The organism is Mycolicibacterium vaccae NBRC 14118 = CIP 105934 (assembly GCF_001552715.1).
GTDB lineage: Bacteria > Actinomycetota > Actinomycetes > Mycobacteriales > Mycobacteriaceae > Mycobacterium > Mycobacterium vaccae.
Genome location: NZ_BCRS01000009.1, coordinates 49,566 through 65,759, shown reverse-complemented (window position 1 = coordinate 65,759; position 16,194 = coordinate 49,566). Strand labels below are relative to the sequence as shown.

Annotated in this window: 13 protein-coding genes and 1 pseudogene; 6 read left to right on the top strand and 8 right to left on the bottom strand. The window is 69.0% G+C overall.

The window, feature by feature from the left end; all coding sequences use genetic code 11:
* The 7 genes and pseudogenes from MVA01S_RS03405 to MVA01S_RS03375 form a co-directional block, all read right to left on the bottom strand.
* A pseudogene (locus tag MVA01S_RS03405) lies at window positions 1-273 on the bottom strand (acyl-CoA dehydrogenase family protein); the annotation flags it as partial.
* Window positions 270-1,433, bottom strand: a complete 1,164-nt coding sequence (locus tag MVA01S_RS03400) for an acyl-CoA dehydrogenase family protein (protein ID WP_003930226.1) — start codon at window positions 1,431-1,433, stop codon at window positions 270-272. The pseudogene MVA01S_RS03405 and the gene MVA01S_RS03400, both read right to left, overlap by 4 nt.
* An 8-nt stretch (window positions 1,434-1,441) precedes the next feature.
* Window positions 1,442-2,590 (bottom strand): CaiB/BaiF CoA transferase family protein, encoded by a 1,149-nt coding sequence (locus MVA01S_RS03395; RefSeq protein ID WP_003930225.1) that lies wholly within the window; start codon window positions 2,588-2,590, stop codon window positions 1,442-1,444.
* Entirely contained in the window at window positions 2,583-3,506 is a 924-nt protein-coding gene (locus MVA01S_RS03390; RefSeq protein ID WP_003930224.1) for an SDR family NAD(P)-dependent oxidoreductase, read from the bottom strand. The genes MVA01S_RS03395 and MVA01S_RS03390 overlap by 8 nt, the downstream gene beginning before the upstream one ends.
* On the bottom strand, window positions 3,499-5,337 hold the full coding sequence (locus tag MVA01S_RS03385) for a flavin-containing monooxygenase (protein WP_003930223.1): 1,839 nt from the start codon (window positions 5,335-5,337) through the stop codon (window positions 3,499-3,501). Before MVA01S_RS03385 ends, MVA01S_RS03390 begins: the two co-directional genes overlap by 8 nt.
* Before the next feature lie 69 nt (window positions 5,338-5,406).
* The gene (locus MVA01S_RS03380; RefSeq protein ID WP_003930222.1) at window positions 5,407-6,819 is read right to left on the bottom strand and encodes an aromatic ring-hydroxylating oxygenase subunit alpha; all 1,413 of its coding nucleotides are present in this window, start codon (window positions 6,817-6,819) and stop codon (window positions 5,407-5,409) included.
* 11 nt (window positions 6,820-6,830) lie between these two features.
* The gene (locus tag MVA01S_RS03375; RefSeq protein WP_003930221.1) at window positions 6,831-7,685 is read right to left on the bottom strand and encodes an SDR family NAD(P)-dependent oxidoreductase; all 855 of its coding nucleotides are present in this window, start codon (window positions 7,683-7,685) and stop codon (window positions 6,831-6,833) included.
* A gap of 138 nt (window positions 7,686-7,823) precedes the next feature.
* On the opposite strand from MVA01S_RS03375, the gene MVA01S_RS03370 reads away from it, so the two are divergent.
* Genes MVA01S_RS03370 through MVA01S_RS03345 form a run of 6 tightly spaced genes read left to right on the top strand, consistent with a single transcriptional unit; the run spans window position 7,824 to window position 15,759 of the window.
* Complete coding sequence (locus MVA01S_RS03370) at window positions 7,824-9,404, top strand: SMP-30/gluconolactonase/LRE family protein (protein ID WP_003930220.1); 1,581 nt, start codon at window positions 7,824-7,826, stop codon at window positions 9,402-9,404.
* Window positions 9,401-10,162: a GntR family transcriptional regulator gene (locus tag MVA01S_RS03365; protein ID WP_003930219.1), complete on the top strand. Its 762-nt coding sequence runs from the start codon at window positions 9,401-9,403 to the stop codon at window positions 10,160-10,162. The genes MVA01S_RS03370 and MVA01S_RS03365 overlap by 4 nt, the downstream gene beginning before the upstream one ends.
* Entirely contained in the window at window positions 10,159-11,673 is a 1,515-nt protein-coding gene (locus MVA01S_RS03360) for an AMP-binding protein (RefSeq protein ID WP_003930218.1), read from the top strand. Before MVA01S_RS03365 ends, MVA01S_RS03360 begins: the two co-directional genes overlap by 4 nt.
* A gap of 1 nt (window position 11,674) precedes the next feature.
* Window positions 11,675-12,460, top strand: a complete 786-nt coding sequence (locus MVA01S_RS03355) for an SDR family NAD(P)-dependent oxidoreductase (RefSeq protein ID WP_003930217.1) — start codon at window positions 11,675-11,677, stop codon at window positions 12,458-12,460.
* Window positions 12,457-13,986, top strand: a complete 1,530-nt coding sequence (locus MVA01S_RS03350) for an AMP-binding protein (protein WP_003930216.1) — start codon at window positions 12,457-12,459, stop codon at window positions 13,984-13,986. The genes MVA01S_RS03355 and MVA01S_RS03350 overlap by 4 nt, the downstream gene beginning before the upstream one ends.
* 9 nt (window positions 13,987-13,995) lie before the next feature.
* Window positions 13,996-15,759: a putative bifunctional diguanylate cyclase/phosphodiesterase gene (locus tag MVA01S_RS03345; RefSeq protein WP_040541071.1), complete on the top strand. Its 1,764-nt coding sequence runs from the start codon at window positions 13,996-13,998 to the stop codon at window positions 15,757-15,759.
* Between the two features lie 10 nt (window positions 15,760-15,769).
* Here the strand turns inward: MVA01S_RS03345 and MVA01S_RS03340 are convergent, their stop codons facing one another.
* Window positions 15,770-16,177, bottom strand: a complete 408-nt coding sequence (locus tag MVA01S_RS03340; RefSeq protein ID WP_003930214.1) for a DUF2628 domain-containing protein — start codon at window positions 16,175-16,177, stop codon at window positions 15,770-15,772.
* Window positions 16,178-16,194 lie beyond the last annotated feature (17 nt).

Genomic DNA, 16,194 nt, shown 5'->3' with positions numbered 1-16,194 from the left:
GGCGGGGGCGGCCAGCCGCTCGGCCAGCGGGTAGGGCACCGCCCAGTAGCCGGCGCTGCGGCACAGCGCAGCTGCCGCCTCCAGTCCGTCGGCATCGGTGCGGGGGTCCAGATCCCACGCGCCGAGCCCGTCGAGCACCGGCGTCACCAGCGCTTCCCGGTCACCGGGTGCGTCCTGGGCACGCATCACCAGCGCGTCACCGCCGGCCGCACCGAACGCCTGCCGCGCCTGCCTGCCGTATTCGAGGGCGTCCTCGCTCAGCTCGAGGATCACCGCGACGCCCCCTTCAGCATCGACCTGGACAGCAGGATCCGTTGCATCTCAATGCTTCCCGACGACACCGTGGACGCCTGGGAGTAGCGCCAGTGGTCCTCGACCTCACCGAGAAACCAGGCTGCCCGCGGCTGGCTGCGCTCAACCTCGGCCGCGATGTCCATCAGCACCTCGGCACTGTCCTGGTCCAGCGTGGTCACCGCGATGCGGTAGGCCGCCGCGTCACCCGGGGTGACGCGACCGCTGCTCTGCTGGGCGACGACGCGGTAGGCCATCAGGCGGGCCCGCCGGCAGTGGGTGAGCATCCGGATCCAGCGTCCGCGCAGCTCGTCGGGCAGCATGTCCCAGCGCTCGCCGAGCACCGTCGGCGCCGCGGCGAGCAGCCGTTCGCACCGCGCGTACCGCGCGATGCCGACCCGTTCGAAGGCCATCACGTCCTGCACGATCGACCAGCCCTGGTCGACGCTGCCGAGCACGTCGGCCTCGGTGACGCGCAGGTCGTCGAAGAACACCTCGTTGAGGTGGTGCGGACCCATCATGCAGTCGATGGGGCGGACCGTGATCGCCGGATCGTCCATCGGCACCAGGAAGATCGTCAGGCCCTGCTGCTTCTTGTCCCCGCGGGAGGTGCGGGCCAGCAGGAAGCACCACTGGGCCATGGTCGCGTAGGAGGTCCAGATTTTCTGACCGCTGACCAACCAGCCACCGGAGCCGTCCTCGGCCGGCCGGGCGTGCGTGCGCAGCGACGCCAGGTCCGAACCGGCCTCGGGCTCGGAGAAGCCCTGGCACCAGATCACCTCGCCGGCCGCGATCGGCGGCAGATGCCTGCGCTGCTGTTCCTCGGTGCCGTGCCGCATGATGATCGGCCCGACCCAGTTCACCCCCATGTACTGGGCACCGCGCGGTTCGTGGTGGGCCCACATCTCCTCGCGCACGACGGTCTGCTCCCACACCGACGCACCGCCCCCGCCGAACTCCGGCGGCCACGCCAGACACAGCAGGTTACGTTCGGCCAGGATGCGGCAGAACGCCTGCGCGGTCGCCAGATCGGCCGGGTCGTCGGTGAACGCCCCCAGAAAGTGTTCGGGCACATGGTCGTCGACCAACTGCCGCAGCTCACGGCGCAGGTCCGACGCCCGCTTGCCCATGTCGAAGTCCACGATGCCTCCTACCCCGCACCGAGGCCGAGTTCGTCGAGCACCGCCGCGGTGTCGGCGCCGAGTTCCGGCGCGGGCCCGCGCACCTTGCCCGGCGTCCGGGAGAACCATGTCGGCACCCCGGGGAACCTGACCGGCCCGTGCTGGGTGTCCACGGTCTCGAACAACCCGACCGCGTTGAGGTGCGGGTCGTCGAACAGCGCGTCGGGGGTGTTCAGCGGAGCCGCGGGGATCTCCAGAGCCCGGAACAGATCCAGCCATTCGGCGGTCGTGCGTTCGGCCAGCGTCTCGGCGACCAGCCCGTACACGGCGTCGATCTGCTGTGCGCGGGCTTCCAGTGTCGCGTACAGATCCGACGACCACGGCGGTTGCACGGCGTTGACGAACGCGTTCCAGTGCTTGTCGTTGTAGATCAGCGCGGCGATGTAGCCGTCCTTGGTGCGGTACGGGCGACGGTTGGGCGCCACCGTCCGTGGATAGACGGCCGGCCCGAGCGGGGGGTCGAACATGGCGCCGTTGGCATGCTCGACCAGCATGAAGGACGCCATCGTCTCGAACATGGCGACCTCGACCTCCTGACCCTCGCCGGTCCGCTCGCGGTGGAACAGCGCCATCATCGTCGCGTACAGCGCCGTCAGGCCGGCCACCTTGTCGGCCATGATGGTGCCGACATAGTCGGCCTCACCCGTGAGTTGTCTTTGCAGCGCGGGGATTCCGCACTCAGCCTGGATGGTGTCGTCGTAGGCGGGACGGTCCCGCTGCGGTCCGCGCCGCCCGTACCCGTAGCAGTTGGTGTAGACGATCGACGGGTTGAGGGCCGCGACGTCGTCGTAGCCGAGGCCGAGCTTGGCGACCGCCTTGGCGCGCATCGAGTGGATGAACACGTCCGCGCGTCCCACCAGGGCCCGGATCGCGCCTCTGCCTTCGTCGGTGCGCAGATCCAGCACCACGCTGCGCTTGCCGCGGTTGACGTTGACGAACACCCCGCTCATCCCGGGGGCCGGGCCGACCGAGATGAACCGGGTGTTGTCACCCTCGGGCGGTTCGACTTTGATCACCTCGGCGCCCATGTCGGCCATGATCTGCGTGCAGTAGGGGCCCATCACCATCGCGGTGAGGTCGACGACGCGGATGCCTGCGAGCGGGCCGTTCTCAGGCATGGGCCGCCCTTTGGGCCGCCATCGCGAAGCTGTACCGGATGTGCTCGTTGTGGCCGTCGGGCACCACCGGGAAGACCACCGGCTCGGAGAAGTCCCGGATGGCGTCGATCTGCCCGGCGACGTCCTCGACGGTCCACGACGGCCGGTACACCCCCGGTGTCTCGGCGATCACCGCGCGCGCCATCCGCCCGGCCAGCGCGATGAAGATCTCCCCTGTCACCGAACATGATTCGTGTGCCAGCCATCCGACGGCGGGGGCGACCAGCTCCGGCCCCATCGGCGGGTAGGCCGAGGTGTCGATGCCCTCGGCCATCCGGGTCACCGCCGCGGGGACGATGACGTTGCTCGTCACGCCGTGGTCCGCACCTTCGACGGCAGCCACGTTGGACAGTCCGATCACGCCCGCCTTCGCGACGGCGTAGTTGGCCACGTCGTGGTTGCCGTACAGTCCGCCGATCGAGGACGTCAGCACGATGCGGCCGTAACCGTTGTCGCACATCACCGGAAATACCTGGCGCACCAGGTGGAACGCGCCGCGCTGGTGCACGTCGACCACGGCGTCGAAGTCCTCGTAGCTCATCTCCCGCAGCGAGCCGCGCCGCACGTTACCGGCGTTGTGCACGAGCACGTCGACGCGGCCGTAGGCCGCCAGCGCGGCGGCGACGATCGCCTCGCCCCCGTCGGCCGTGGCGACCGAATCGGCGTTGGCGACCGCGTCACCGCCTGCGGCGACGATCTCGTCGGCGACCTGCTGGGCCGGCCCGGCATCGGCGCCGTCACCGGTCAGGCTGCCGCCGACGTCGTTGACGACGACCTTGGCGCCGCGCGCGGCCAGCATGAGCGCGTAGCTGCGGCCCAATCCGCGGCCGCCACCGGTGACGACCGCGACCCGCCCGTCGAACCGCAGCTCAGCCACGGAGTTCCAGGCCTTCGAGGTCGCCCTTGGCGCGCCAGCCGGCGATCAGCTCGTCGAAGGCGTAGAAGCCCGGTGAGTAGAAGTCGCCGAGGAACGAACCGTTGCCTACTGCGCCGCCGCGCCCCTCATTGTTGTAATAGCCCGGCGTGCAGGACAGTTCGAACGCGGAGTTGTCGATCGCCAGTTCCCGGACGGTCGCGACCCAGGCGTCCTGGCCCTGCCGGCTGGGCTCGACCGTCGTCGCACCGCGGCTCTGCGCCTCGGCGATGATGTAGGCGATGTGCTCGGCCTGCTGTTCGAACATCGCGGTGGTGTTCGCCGACACCCCGCCCTGGATGAACCCCATGAAGAACTGGTTCGGGAACCCGCGGCTGGTCATCCCGTGCAGGGTCTTGTAGTCGTCGCGCCAGTAGTCGAACAGCTCGAGCCCGTCGCGGCCGACGATGCGGTCGATCGCGTACCGTCGGCTGATCTCGGTGGAGATCTCGAAGCCGCTGGCGAAGATCACGCAGTCGACCTCGTACTCGACGCCGTTGGCGACGATCCCGTTCTCGGTCAGCCGTTCCACGCCTTTGGATTCCGACACGTCGACCAGCGTCACGTTCGGCCGGTTGAAGGTCGACAGGTAGTGCTCGCTCGAACAGGGCCGCTTGCACATGAACCGGTAGTACGGCTTGAGCGCCTCGGCGGTCGCGGGATCCTCGACCACGGCTGCGACGCGGCGCCGCAACCGCTCCATGATCTTGTAGTCCTCCTCCTCCCGGAAGGCCATGATCTGCTCGATGGTCACCGCCGTGGGATCGGCGCTGCCGGCGATGCGCGCGGTCAGGTTGCGCCCGAGCTCGGTCCAGAAGTCGCACACCATATCGGGCTCGCCGAACACCACGCCGACGAACGGCGACCAGTTGTGGAAGTTGCGCTTGCGTTCCTCCTGCCAGCCCGGCTGCAGCGATGCGGCCCAGTCCGGATCGGTCGGGGTGTTGACACGCTCGTCGACCGACGACGGCGTGCGCTGGAACACGAAGAGCTGCTTGGCGTCCCGTCCGAGGTGCGGTACCAGTTGGACTCCGGTCGCGCCGGTGCCGACGAGCGCCACCCGCTTGTCGGCCAGGTTGACCAGCCCACCGTCGGCGTCGCCACCGGTGTAGTCGTAGTCCCAGCGCGCCGAATGGAACACGTGACCCGTGAAGTCTTTGATGCCCGGGATTCCCGGCAGCTTCGGGCGGTTGTAGGAGCCCTGCGCCATCACCACGAACCGGGCCCGCACGTCGTCGCCGCGGTCGGTGCTGATCCGCCACCGCTGCAGTTCGTCGTCCCAGTGGAGTTCGCGGACCTGGGTGGAGAACAGCGCGCCGTCGTAGAGGCCGAAGTGTTTGCCGATGTTGCGGCAGTGGCCGAAGATCTCGGCACCGTCGGCGAACTTATTACTGGGCATGAAGCCGAGCTCTTCGAGCAGCGGGATGTAGCAGTACGCGTCGTTGTCGCACTGGATCCCGGGGAACCGGTTCCAGTACCACACACCCCCGAAGTCGCCGGCCATCTCGATGACGCGGATACCGGTGACGCCCGCCTTCTTCAGGTACGCGCCGGCGAGCAGTCCGGCGAAGCCACCGCCGAGGATCACCACGTCGACGTCCTCGGCGACCGGATCGCGTTCGGTCACCGTCGTGTAGGGGTCCACCTCGTAGAACTCGGCGAAATCGCCGTCGAGCTCCAGGTACTGCGACCCGCCCTCCGGACGCAGCCGCTTGGCCCGCTCCCGCGCGTACTTGTCGCGCAGCGCCGGGATGTCGATGTCGGTGGGCGTGTCAGTCGGCCCGCAGGTCTCCACAGTTCCTCCTTCTCGGGGCGAATTCGGCGCGCAATGCGACGCCGAAGGTGCTTCAGCGCGCCGGATTCGCTAAAGCTCACGGGGCGCGCCGGTCCCCATGTACTTGGCCAGCTGGTGGTGCAGGTTGACGGTGCTGCGCTCGCGGTAGGGGTTCGGCAGCGTGCCCGGGAAGCCGGCCGATTTCATGCCCTGCTGCACCGCGGCCATGTTCGAGAAGTCCTGCGGCAACACCGACAGCCAGTTCGGCGAATCCTTCGGGGTGTAGGCCCATTCCGTCTCGGGCTCTTGGCCTTTCGGGTACAGCTCGAAGACCGCGACCTCGAAGATGCACTTGTTCGGGTCGTAGCTCGGATCGGGGCGTGCGCTGTAGCACAGTGCGCTGGTCAGGCCCTGCCCGATCTGGAAGTTCGGGAATACCTGCCACGCGGTGCCGCTCTGCCCCAGGATGTCCGGCGGGATCGTCGGCCAGATCACGCCGCGGGCCTCGTCGTCGCGGCGCGCCGAGGCAAGCCAGTGCTGCAGCACCTGGTCGGCGGGGGTGCCCTCGGGCAGTTCGTCGACCAGCCGTTTGGCGGCGTTCACCAGCGTCTGCGTGGTGGTCGCGTTGGTCTCCTCCATGGTGTAGACCTGCATCTCGGCGGTCGAGATGCGCGGATCACCGGTGCCCAGGCGGATCTTCGACTTGGTCTCGTCCATCCCCTTGGGCGCGTCGTAGCCGATGTTGCTGTGCTTGCCCTGAGCTTTGGCCCAGCCCTTGAACTCGCCGAACCTGTTGAATTCCGGGTGGGTGGTGAACACGTGGTAGGTCTCGTTGAAGGCCTCCATCGCGACTTTCCAGTTGCAGTCGAAGTACAGCCATTTGCGCCACTTGTAGCGCATGTTCTCCAGACCGAACGGCTCCAGGATCTTCGACGCCGGGAACAGGTAGTCGGCCAACGGCTCGCAGTCGGGGTCCATGTTCACGAACAGCCAGCCGCCCCAGGTGTCGACCTGCACGGGGGCCAGATGGGTGTTGCGCGGGCTCAGCGTGCCCTTCCAGTCGTCCTGTTCGCGGATGTGGGTGCAGGTGCCGTCCAGACCGTAGGTCCACCCGTGGAAGCCGCAGACGAACGATTTGCGCGCGCGGCCGACGGCGTTCTTCGCGCCCTCGGGGGTGTCGACGAGTCTGCGGCCGCGGTGCATGCACACGTTGTGGTGCGCGGCGAAGGTGGTCTCCCCGGTGCGTACGACGATGATCGAGTCGTCGAGGATGTCGTAGGTCAGGTAGCTGCCGACCTCGGGGATCTCCTCGACCCGGCCGACCTGCTGCCACACCTTGCGCCACAACCGGTCTCGCTCGGCGCGGGCGTACTCCTCGGAGATGTACGCCTCGACCGGGATGGTCATCGGATCGGACAGGTCCTCGGCGATCCGGCCCGTCGAGTCGTCGGGTTCGCCGTCCACCTCGATCGCGGCGTCGAGATCGGATTCTGTGTGGGTCATTGCTCTTCCTTTCAGGGCCTGCTGATGGCTTCTCGGAAGGACTCGTCTTTGAGGAACAGCGACGTGTTGTCGGCGCCCAGGTGGCTCCACTTCAGGTTCAGCCCACCGTCGACCAGCAGCGTCTGACCGGTGATGTAGCTGGACAGATCGGAGAGCAGGAACAGGATCGCGCCGGCCTGCTCCTCCGGGGTGCCGCGGCGTCCCATCGCGATGGCGGTGCGGTCCCGCTCCGGGTCCTCGTCGACATACATGCGCGACGCGGCCGTCTCGGTGACACCGGGCGCCACGGCGTTGACCCGGATGCCGTCGGTGGCCAGTTCCACGGCCATCGTGCGCGTCATCGCGACGACGGCTGCCTTGGCCGTGCCGTAGGCGATGTGGAACGGCGCGGTGTTCATGCCGCTGATCGAAGACACCGAGACGATCGACCCCGTCAGCCCTTCGGCGCGTAACTCCCGACTCACCGCCTGGCTCATGAAGAACGCGGTCTCGAGGTTCGCGGCGAACAGGGCGCGCCAGTCCTCGCGGGTGACGCGGGTGGACGGCATCCACGTCGACGGGGCGGCCCCGCCGGCGATGTTCACCAGGCCGTACAGCCGCCCGTCGGTGCGGCGGACCCGGTCGAGCACGGTCGCGATGCCGTCGTCGGTGGAGGCGTCGGCGACGACCGGAACCACGGACAGGCCCTGACCGGCCAGCGGCGCGATGTGTTCGTCGAGGTTGTCCGCGTTGCGGCTGACCGCCACCACGGTGGCACCGGCCTCGGCGGCCAGCCGGGCGACCGTGGTGCCGATACCTCCGCCACCGGCGCCGGAGACGACGACGATCCGACCGTCGAGATCGAGTGAGATCCCCGTTGCTGTCACGTCACTTGTCCGGACAAATAATGATGCTCTGCATATTGCAGAACACTATTCCGCAGGCGTTATGTGGCCGTCAAGGCCCCTCAAGCGGTCATTGCCGATCTATTGTCTGGACTAGGGACGCTTGCTAACGTCCGACGCATGAATGCCCGGTACGCCGCACCCGACCCGTCCGTCGCCGACGGATGGCAGGTCCGCAGGATGACCGCGCCGAGCCGGCTGTTCGGCGCGAACGGCCTGCGCACCGGACCGGACGGGCGCGTCTACGTCGCCCAGGTGACGGGCAGCCAGATCAGCGCGCTGGACCTCGCGACCGGCGAACTGGCGACGGTCAGCGCCAAGGGCGGCGACATCGTCGCGCCCGACGACGTGGCCTTCGGTGACGACGGGACGCTGTTCGCCACCGAGGTGATGGACGGCCGGGTCAGCGCCCGCGACACCGCGGGCCGCACCCGGGTGCTGCGCGACGACCTCCCCTGCGCGAACGGCATCACCGTGCACCGGGGCCGGTTGTTCGTCGGCGAATGCCGGGACGGCGGCCGGTTGATGGAACTTCCGCTCGACGGCGGGACGCCCCGCATCCTGCTGGAGAACCTCCCCTCCCCCAACGCGATGGAGGTCGGCCCGGACGGGTTGCTCTACTACCCGCTGATGACGGCGAACGAGATCTGGCGGGTGGACCCCGACGGAGGCGAACCGCAGCGGGTGGCCGCCGATCTCGGGGTGCCCGACGCGGTGAAGTTCGACTCCGAGGGCTTCATCGTCTCCACCCAGGTCGCCAGCGGGCAGGTGCTGCGCATCGACCCGCGCACCGGCGAGAAAACCGTTCTCGCCCAGCTCAACCCGGGACTGGACAACCTGACGCTGGTCGGCGACCGGCTGTTCGCGTCGAACTTCACCGGGGAGATCACCGAGATCCACCGCGACGGGCGCACCTCGACGCTGCTGCCCGGCGGCCTGAACTGGCCGCTGGACCTGACCGTCTCCGACGGCGCGCTCTACGTCGCCGACGGCACCTACTTCTACCGGGTGGCGTCGGACGGGGCGTTGCAGACCACCGGGATGCTGTTCTCCCCCGGCTATCCCGGGTTCCTGCGCGGGGTGTCGGCGGTGGGCGGCGGCGTGTTCGTCGTCACCACCTCGGGCGGTCAGGTGGCCCGCTACCGGCCCGACGACGGTGAAACCGATTTCCTGGCCACCGATTTCGACCAGCTCTACGGTGTCGACGTCGACACCGACGGCACGATCGTGTTCGCCGAGCTCGGGACCGGCCGCGTGCTCGCACTGCGCAACGGTGTCACCGACACACTGGCCTCGGGACTGCGCGAGCCCGTCGGTGTGGCGGTCGATCCGCGGGGCGCGCCGATGGTGGCCGAGTCGGGGGCAGGCCGGGTGGTGCGCGTCGGCCCCGACGGGGTGGACACCGTCGTCGACGGGTTGCAGCGGCCGCAGGGCCTGCACGTGCGCGACGGCCGGCTCTACATCGTGGACGCCGGCGCCAAGGAGCTTGTCGAGTTCGACCTGGACACCAAGGCGCGCACCACGATCGCGTCCGGGCTCGCGGTGGGCGCGCCACCGGGGGTCGAGCCCAAACCTCTCAAGGGCATGCCGCCGTTCTCCGGCCCGCAGGGACCGTTCGCCGGGATCACCTCCGGGCCCGACGGCACCCTTTACGTCTCGGCTGACGGCGACGGCAGCGTGCTGGCGGTCGCCCGGATATGACCGCCACCGCCGGTGATCACCGCTACCTGCAGGTGGCGCGCACACTGCGTAAGGAGATCGTCGACGGGGTCTACCCGGTGGGTTCACACCTGCCCACCGAGCACGAACTGTGCGAACGCTTCGCGGTCAGCCGGTACACGATCCGCGAGGCACTGCGCCGGCTGCGGGAGGACAACCTGGTCGAATCCCGGCCCCGCGCAGGAACTCTGGTGGTCCCCCGGCCCAGCACGAACTCCTATGCCCAGGACGTCGTGTCGATCGACGACCTGCTCGCGTTCGCCCAGGGCGCGAGGTTCGCCATCGAGACCAACTCGATGGTGACCGTTGACGACGCCCTGGCCGCGCGCACCGGGCTGACCTCGGGGTCGGAATGGCTCGCGGTGACCGGATACCGGCGCGCCGACGACGCCACCGCGCCGATCTGTCGCACCGAGTACTTCATCAACCGCAGTTTCGCCGCGGTGGGCCGGCTGCTGCAACGTCACAGCGGCCCGATCTTCCCGTTGATCGAGGATCTGTTCGGCGTCAGCATCGTCGAGGTCCACCAGGAGATCTCGGCGGTGGTACTCGACACCGGCCTGGCCGCCCGGCTGCAGATCGCGGCGGGCACCGCGGCACTGCAGATGCAGCGCAGCTACACCACCTCCGACGGGGAGATCGCCCAGGTGACGGTGAACACCCACCCGTCGTCGAGGTTCCGGCACGCGATGACCATGCGTCGGGTGAACCCGTCGGGCTTGAGCCGGGACGCGTCATGAGTGTCCTCCTGGCCGACGCGCTGCGGGACGCCGCCCGTGACACCCCGGACCGGGTGCTGCTGCGGGACGGCGCAGTAGCGCTGAGCTGCGCGGAGCTGCTCTCTTCGGCGACGGGTCTGGCGCAGGTGCTGCTGCACCGGATGCCGGCGGGCAGCGTGGTGTCGTTCATGATGCCGAACTGGCACGAGGCCGCAGTCGTCTACCTCGGCGCGACGCTGGCCGGCATGGTGGTCAACCCGATCCTGCCGTCGCTGCGCGACCGCGAGCTGTCGTTCATCCTCGCCGACGCAGGTAGCCGCGCCGTCTTCATCCCGCACACTTTCGGCGGTCACGACTACGCCGCGATGCTGGACCGGGTGGTCGCCGCCCTGCCGTCCCCGCCGGAGGTCGTCGTCGTCCGGGGTGAGCCGGGGCGCCTGTCGCTGGGCGGTCTGTGTGCCGAGGAGCGCGACCGGCCACTGCCCGCGCCGGACCCGGCCGCCACCCGGATGATCATGTACACCTCCGGCACCACGGGACGTCCGAAAGGTGTGCTGCACAGCCATGAGTCGCTGGGCGCACTGATCGGTCAGCTCGGCACGCACTGGCGCATCGACCCGGGCGACACCTTCCTGGTCCCCTCCCCGATCGCACACATCGGCGGGTCCATCTACGCGTTCGAATGCCCGCTGCTGCTCGGCACACAGGCCGTCCTGATGGACCGGTGGGATCCTGACGCGGCGGTGGCGTTGATGCGTGAGCACCGGTGCACCCACATGGCCGGGGCCACCCCGTTCCTGAACGGTCTGCTGGCCGCCGCGCGCCGGGCCGACACCAGGCTCCCTGACCTGAAGGTGTTCATCTGCGGCGGCGCGTCGGTGCCGCCTGCGCTGATCCGCAGCGCCACCGACTATTTCGACAAGGCCGCGGTGAGCCGGGTCTACGGCTCGACCGAGGTGCCGGTGACCACGGTCGGATCACTCGACGACGTCGACCGTGCCGCCGACACCGACGGCCGGCCGGGCATCGCCGACGTCAGACTGGTCGACGGCGAGATCCGGACCCGCGGCCCGCAGATGTTCACCGGATACCTGCACCCGCAGGACGGTGCCGAATCATTCGACGACGCAGGCTATTTCCGCACCGGCGATCTCGGCCGGCTCACCGAAGACGGCCATCTCGTGGTGACCGGCCGGGCCAAGGACCTGATCATCCGCAACGGCGAGAACATCTCCCCCAAAGAGGTCGAGGACATTCTCGTCACGCATCCGCAGATCGCCGAGATCGCGGTCGTCGGCGTTCCCGACCCGCGCACCGGGGAGCGGGCGTGCGCGGCGATCGTGTCCGCCGGCCCGCAGTCGCCCGGAGTCGCCGAACTCCGGGATTTCCTGGTGGCGCACGGCGTCGCGAAGTTCAAAGCCCCCGAGCAGGTGCTGCTCGTCGACACCCTGCCCAGAAACGATGCGGGCAAGGTCCTCAAGCACGCGCTCAGAGCGGTGCTCGTCGGAAACCCGCGTGAAGGAGAAACGTGACATGCAGGTAGCGATCGTCACCGGCGCCAGCAGCGGCATCGGATTCGGCTGCGCGACGACACTGGCCGCCCAAGGCATGGCGGTGCTGGGCACGGGCCGCGATCCCGGCCGGCTCGCCGAGCTGGAGAAGGCCGCGCCGGAGCCGGGCCGGATCGCCACGCTGGCAGTCGACCTGACCGACGACGACGCTCCGCAGCGTATCGTCGCCGCGGCGTTGGAGCGTTGGGGCCGCATCGATTTCCTGGTCAACAACGCCGGAATCGGCAGCCCCAAGCCGTTGCACGAAACCGACGACGAAACCCTGGACCGCTTCCTGGGCATCATGCTGCGGGCCCCGTTCCGGTTGGCGCGCGACGTGCTCGCGCACATGCAGCCCGGCTCGGCGATCATCAACGTGACGTCGACGTTCGCCGTCGTGGGCGGGCTGCGCGGCGGGGCCTACTCGGCGGCCAAGGGCGGCCTGACCGCGCTGACGAACCACATTGCGTGCCAGTACGGTGCGCAGGGCATCCGGTGCAACGCCGTGGCGCCCGGCGTCACCCTGACCCCGATGGTGGCCTCCCGACTGGAGGACGAGCGCTTCCGCAAGATCAACATCGAGATGACCCCCCACCAGCGGCTCGGCCGCGTCGAGGACATCGCGTCGACGGTGGCGTTCCTGTGTTCGGAGGGCGGCAGTTTCATCAACGGGCAGACGATCGTCGTCGACGGCGGCTGGAGCTCGACCAAGTACCTGTCCGACTTCGCCCTCACCTCCACCTGGGTTCCGGACGGGTCGCCGTCGTGAACCTGTTCGCCCTGCTCGACCAGGCCGCGGCGCGGCACGGCGACCGCGGCGCGGTGTATCACGGTGAAGACCAGGTCCATTCGTGGGTGTCGCTGCGCGAGCGGGTGTTACGGCTTGCCGGCTCGTTCGGCGAGTTCGGGCCGGGTGCGCGGATCGCGGTGGCCAGCCAGAACACTCCGGAGATCATCGAGCTGATGTTCGCGATCTGGGCGGCCGAGTGCGTGTTCGTCCCGGTGAACTACAAGCTGCATCCACGGGAGATGGAGCAGATCCTCGACGACTCCGGTGCGGCCCGGGTGTTCGCATCGCCGACGATCGGCGCGCAGCTACGGCCCGTCACCGCGGTCCCGATCGAGGTGATCGGCGCCGAGGAGTACCAGAGCCGCTGCGCGGCGACGCCGCTCGCCCCGCCGCGGCGCACCGACCCCGCGTCACTGGCCTGGCTGTTCTACACCAGCGGCACCACCGGCCGGTCCAAGGGCGCGATGCTGTCCCATCGCAACCTGATGGCGATGACGGTCTCGCATCTGGCCGACTTCGACTCCCCCGACCAGAACTGCAGCCTGGTCCACGGCGCCCCGATGTCACACGGCTCAGGTCTTTATGTGCCGCCCTATGTTTCGCGCGGTGCACGCCAGGTGGTGCCCGCTTCCGGGACGTTCGATCCCGACGAGTTCCTGGACCTGTGCGATCGGCATCCCGGCTGCAGCGCATTCCTGGCGCCGACGATGGTGGCACGGCTGGTCCAGACCGGACGTGCGTGCCCGGCGAATCTGAACACGATCGTCTACGGCGGCGGACCGATGTACGTCGACAGCCTGAAGAAGGCGATGGCGGCGTTCGGGCCGGTCTTCGTGCAGCTGTACGGGCAGGGCGAGGCGCCGATGACGATCACCGGGTTGCGGCGGGCCGATCACCTGGCCGGGGAAGGTTGGGCCCCCGACGAGGTGCTCGGTTCGGTCGGCTACGCGCGTTCGGGCGTCGAGGTCGCCGTATGGGGTGCCGACGGCACGCCTGCGGGGATCGACGAGATCGGTGAGATCGTCTGCCGCGGGGACGTCGTGATGTCCGGTTACTGGAACAACCCGAGCGCGACCGAGGCGACGTTGTGCGACGGCTGGTTGCGGACCGGAGACATGGGGTCGTTCGACGCGGGCGGGTTCCTGACCCTGCGGGACCGGTCCAAGGACGTGGTGATCAGCGGCGGCAGCAACATCTATCCGCGCGAGGTCGAGGAGGTGCTTCTGGAGCATCCCGGCGTCTTCGAGGCCGGGGTGGTCGGAGCGCCCGACGACGAATGGGGTGAGGTGGTGGTGGCGTTCGTCGTCGGCGAGGTCTCTGCCGTCGACCTGGACGCTCATCTGCTGGAGCGTATCGCGCGATTCAAGCGCCCCAAACGCTACGAGTTCCTCGACGAGTTGCCCAAGAACAGTTACGGCAAGGTGCTCAAGCGCGAGCTGCGCGATCGCCTCCGCGGCCCCGCCGCGCGGCCGAAGCCTACCGAGACGGGTGGCCGCCCCAGCTAACATGGCGGCGTGGGGTGGGTGCGGGCTGGCCGGGCCGCGGTGAAACGCGCGCAGATGTGGCCGGGCATCGCAACGCCGGCACTCATGGCCCGCACCGCCGGTGCCTGCTTCCTTGTCGGCGGCGTCCTGGTCGCACTCGTGACCACGGTGGCCCCGGCGCATTTCCACAGTGCCGGGGTGCAGTACCGCAACGCCGCCGTCGCCGCGTTCATCGGGGTCTGCGTGCTGCTGATCGGAGCGCGGCTGAGGTGGTGGCATTTCCATCTGCTCGTGCTGTCGGCGATCGCGCTGATCACCGTGACCGTCGACGGGTCCATCGGGCCGGCAGCGGTGTCGTTTGCGACGCTGTACGTGTTCGTGGCGTGCGCGGCGTTCTTCGTCACGTGGCCCACCGCGGTGGTGTACGTCGGGCTCGCGATCACATGCTGCCTGACGGTGCTGACCCTCACGCCGGGAGTGCCCGGCTGGACCGGTGTCACCACGTCCGCCGTCACGGCGGCGATCGGGACGGTCATCGCCATCCTCGGCCGGATCGTGTCCAAGGCCGAGCTCGACGAGGTGACCGGGGTGCCCAACCGCCGGGGGTTCGACCGGGCGCTCAATGCCGAGATTCTCCGGGCCCCGGCCGCAGGGCACGGACCAGCGGTCGTCCTGATCGCGGTCGACGGTTACACCGCGATCCACGACGGATTCGGCGAGCGGGCCTGCGATGCGCTGATGCGTCAACTCACCGCGACATGGCAGAGCAGGCTGGCCCCGGATCAGGTCCTGGCCCGGCGCGGCGAGAACGAGTTCGCGCTGCTGCTGCCCGGTACGACCGAGCAGGCCGCGTTCGCGTTGACCGAGATGCTCCGCGCGGACAGCGCGCGGGAGTTCTCCGCCGGGGTCAGCGCGTGGGATCACGGAGAGTCGGCCTCGCCGGTCGTCGAACGCGCCGAACTCGCCCTGCGGCGGTCCCGCTCGATCGGCCGCGACCGCACCATGGTCGAATCCCCGCGGCTGCCGCCGCTGGCGCTGCAACTGCATGACGCGCTGGTTACCGAGACGATCAACGTCCGGTACCAGCCCGTCGTCCGCCTGGTCGACGACGCCGTGGTGGGTGTCGAAGCGTTGTTGCGGTGGTCGCCGGCGCTGGGACCCGAACTCAATGCCGCCGAGGTGGTCCGGGTCGCCGAGGACAACGACCTGATCGGCCCGCTCGACCTGTACGTGCTGCGCCGGGCGTGCCTGGACGCGACGTGGATGCAACAGCAGTCACCGGAGCTGGAGCTGTCCGTGAGCGTGAACGTCTCCGGGCTGGAGCTGGTCGAACCGGGCTATGTCGGCCGGGTGGTCCAGACACTGGCCTCGACGGGCTGGCCGGCCGGCCAACTGGTCCTCGAGGTCACCGAGAGCGTGCTCGACGTCGACAGACCCGCGTCGATCGACGCGCTGCTACAGCTTCGGCGGCACGGAATCCGGATCGCCATCGACGATTTCGGCACCGGCTACTCGTCGTTGAGCAGGCTGCAGAATCTGCCCACCGACCTGTTGAAGCTCGACGCGTTCTTCATCGCCTCGATCACCCCGGCGTCGTCGCCACCGCCGCTGCTGCAAGCGGTCGCGGGCCTTGCCGACGCGCTCGGACTGCCCGTCGTGGCCGAGGGTGTGGAGTCCGAGCACCAGGCCGACGTGCTGCGGACGATGGGCTGCGACCTGGCGCAGGGCTACTACTTCGGGCGGCCCCAGACCAGGGAGGACGTGGTGGCCGCGATCGCGCGTGCCACCCGCTGACCACCGCGGATCACCGGCGGCCGAATCGGCCTTCCCACGGGTTCCACGACCGGCTGTCCTCGACCACGTGCAGGTAGTAGGCATAGTTCGCGGTGGCCATCGACAGCACCGGCACGACCAGAACCACGGCCCGCACCGGGGTGGCCCCGGGGTCGACGGCGACCACGGCCACCGACAGCACACACGCCAGCAGCAGGAACGTGACGCCCTTGCGCCACATGCCTTTGGCCACGAAGTAGGCCGGCCCGAACAGCAATGCGAACACATTCCACGAGATGCGCTGCCTGTCCCACAGACTCAGCGCGCAATAGGCCTGCCTGCCTTCCCGATTGGACCGCACGGGACCGTAGGTCTGGAAGTACGCGAAGCGGATACGCCACGACTCCGAGAGCTGCCAGACGTCGTAGGATTCCCCCATGCAGCCAGCCTAAAGTC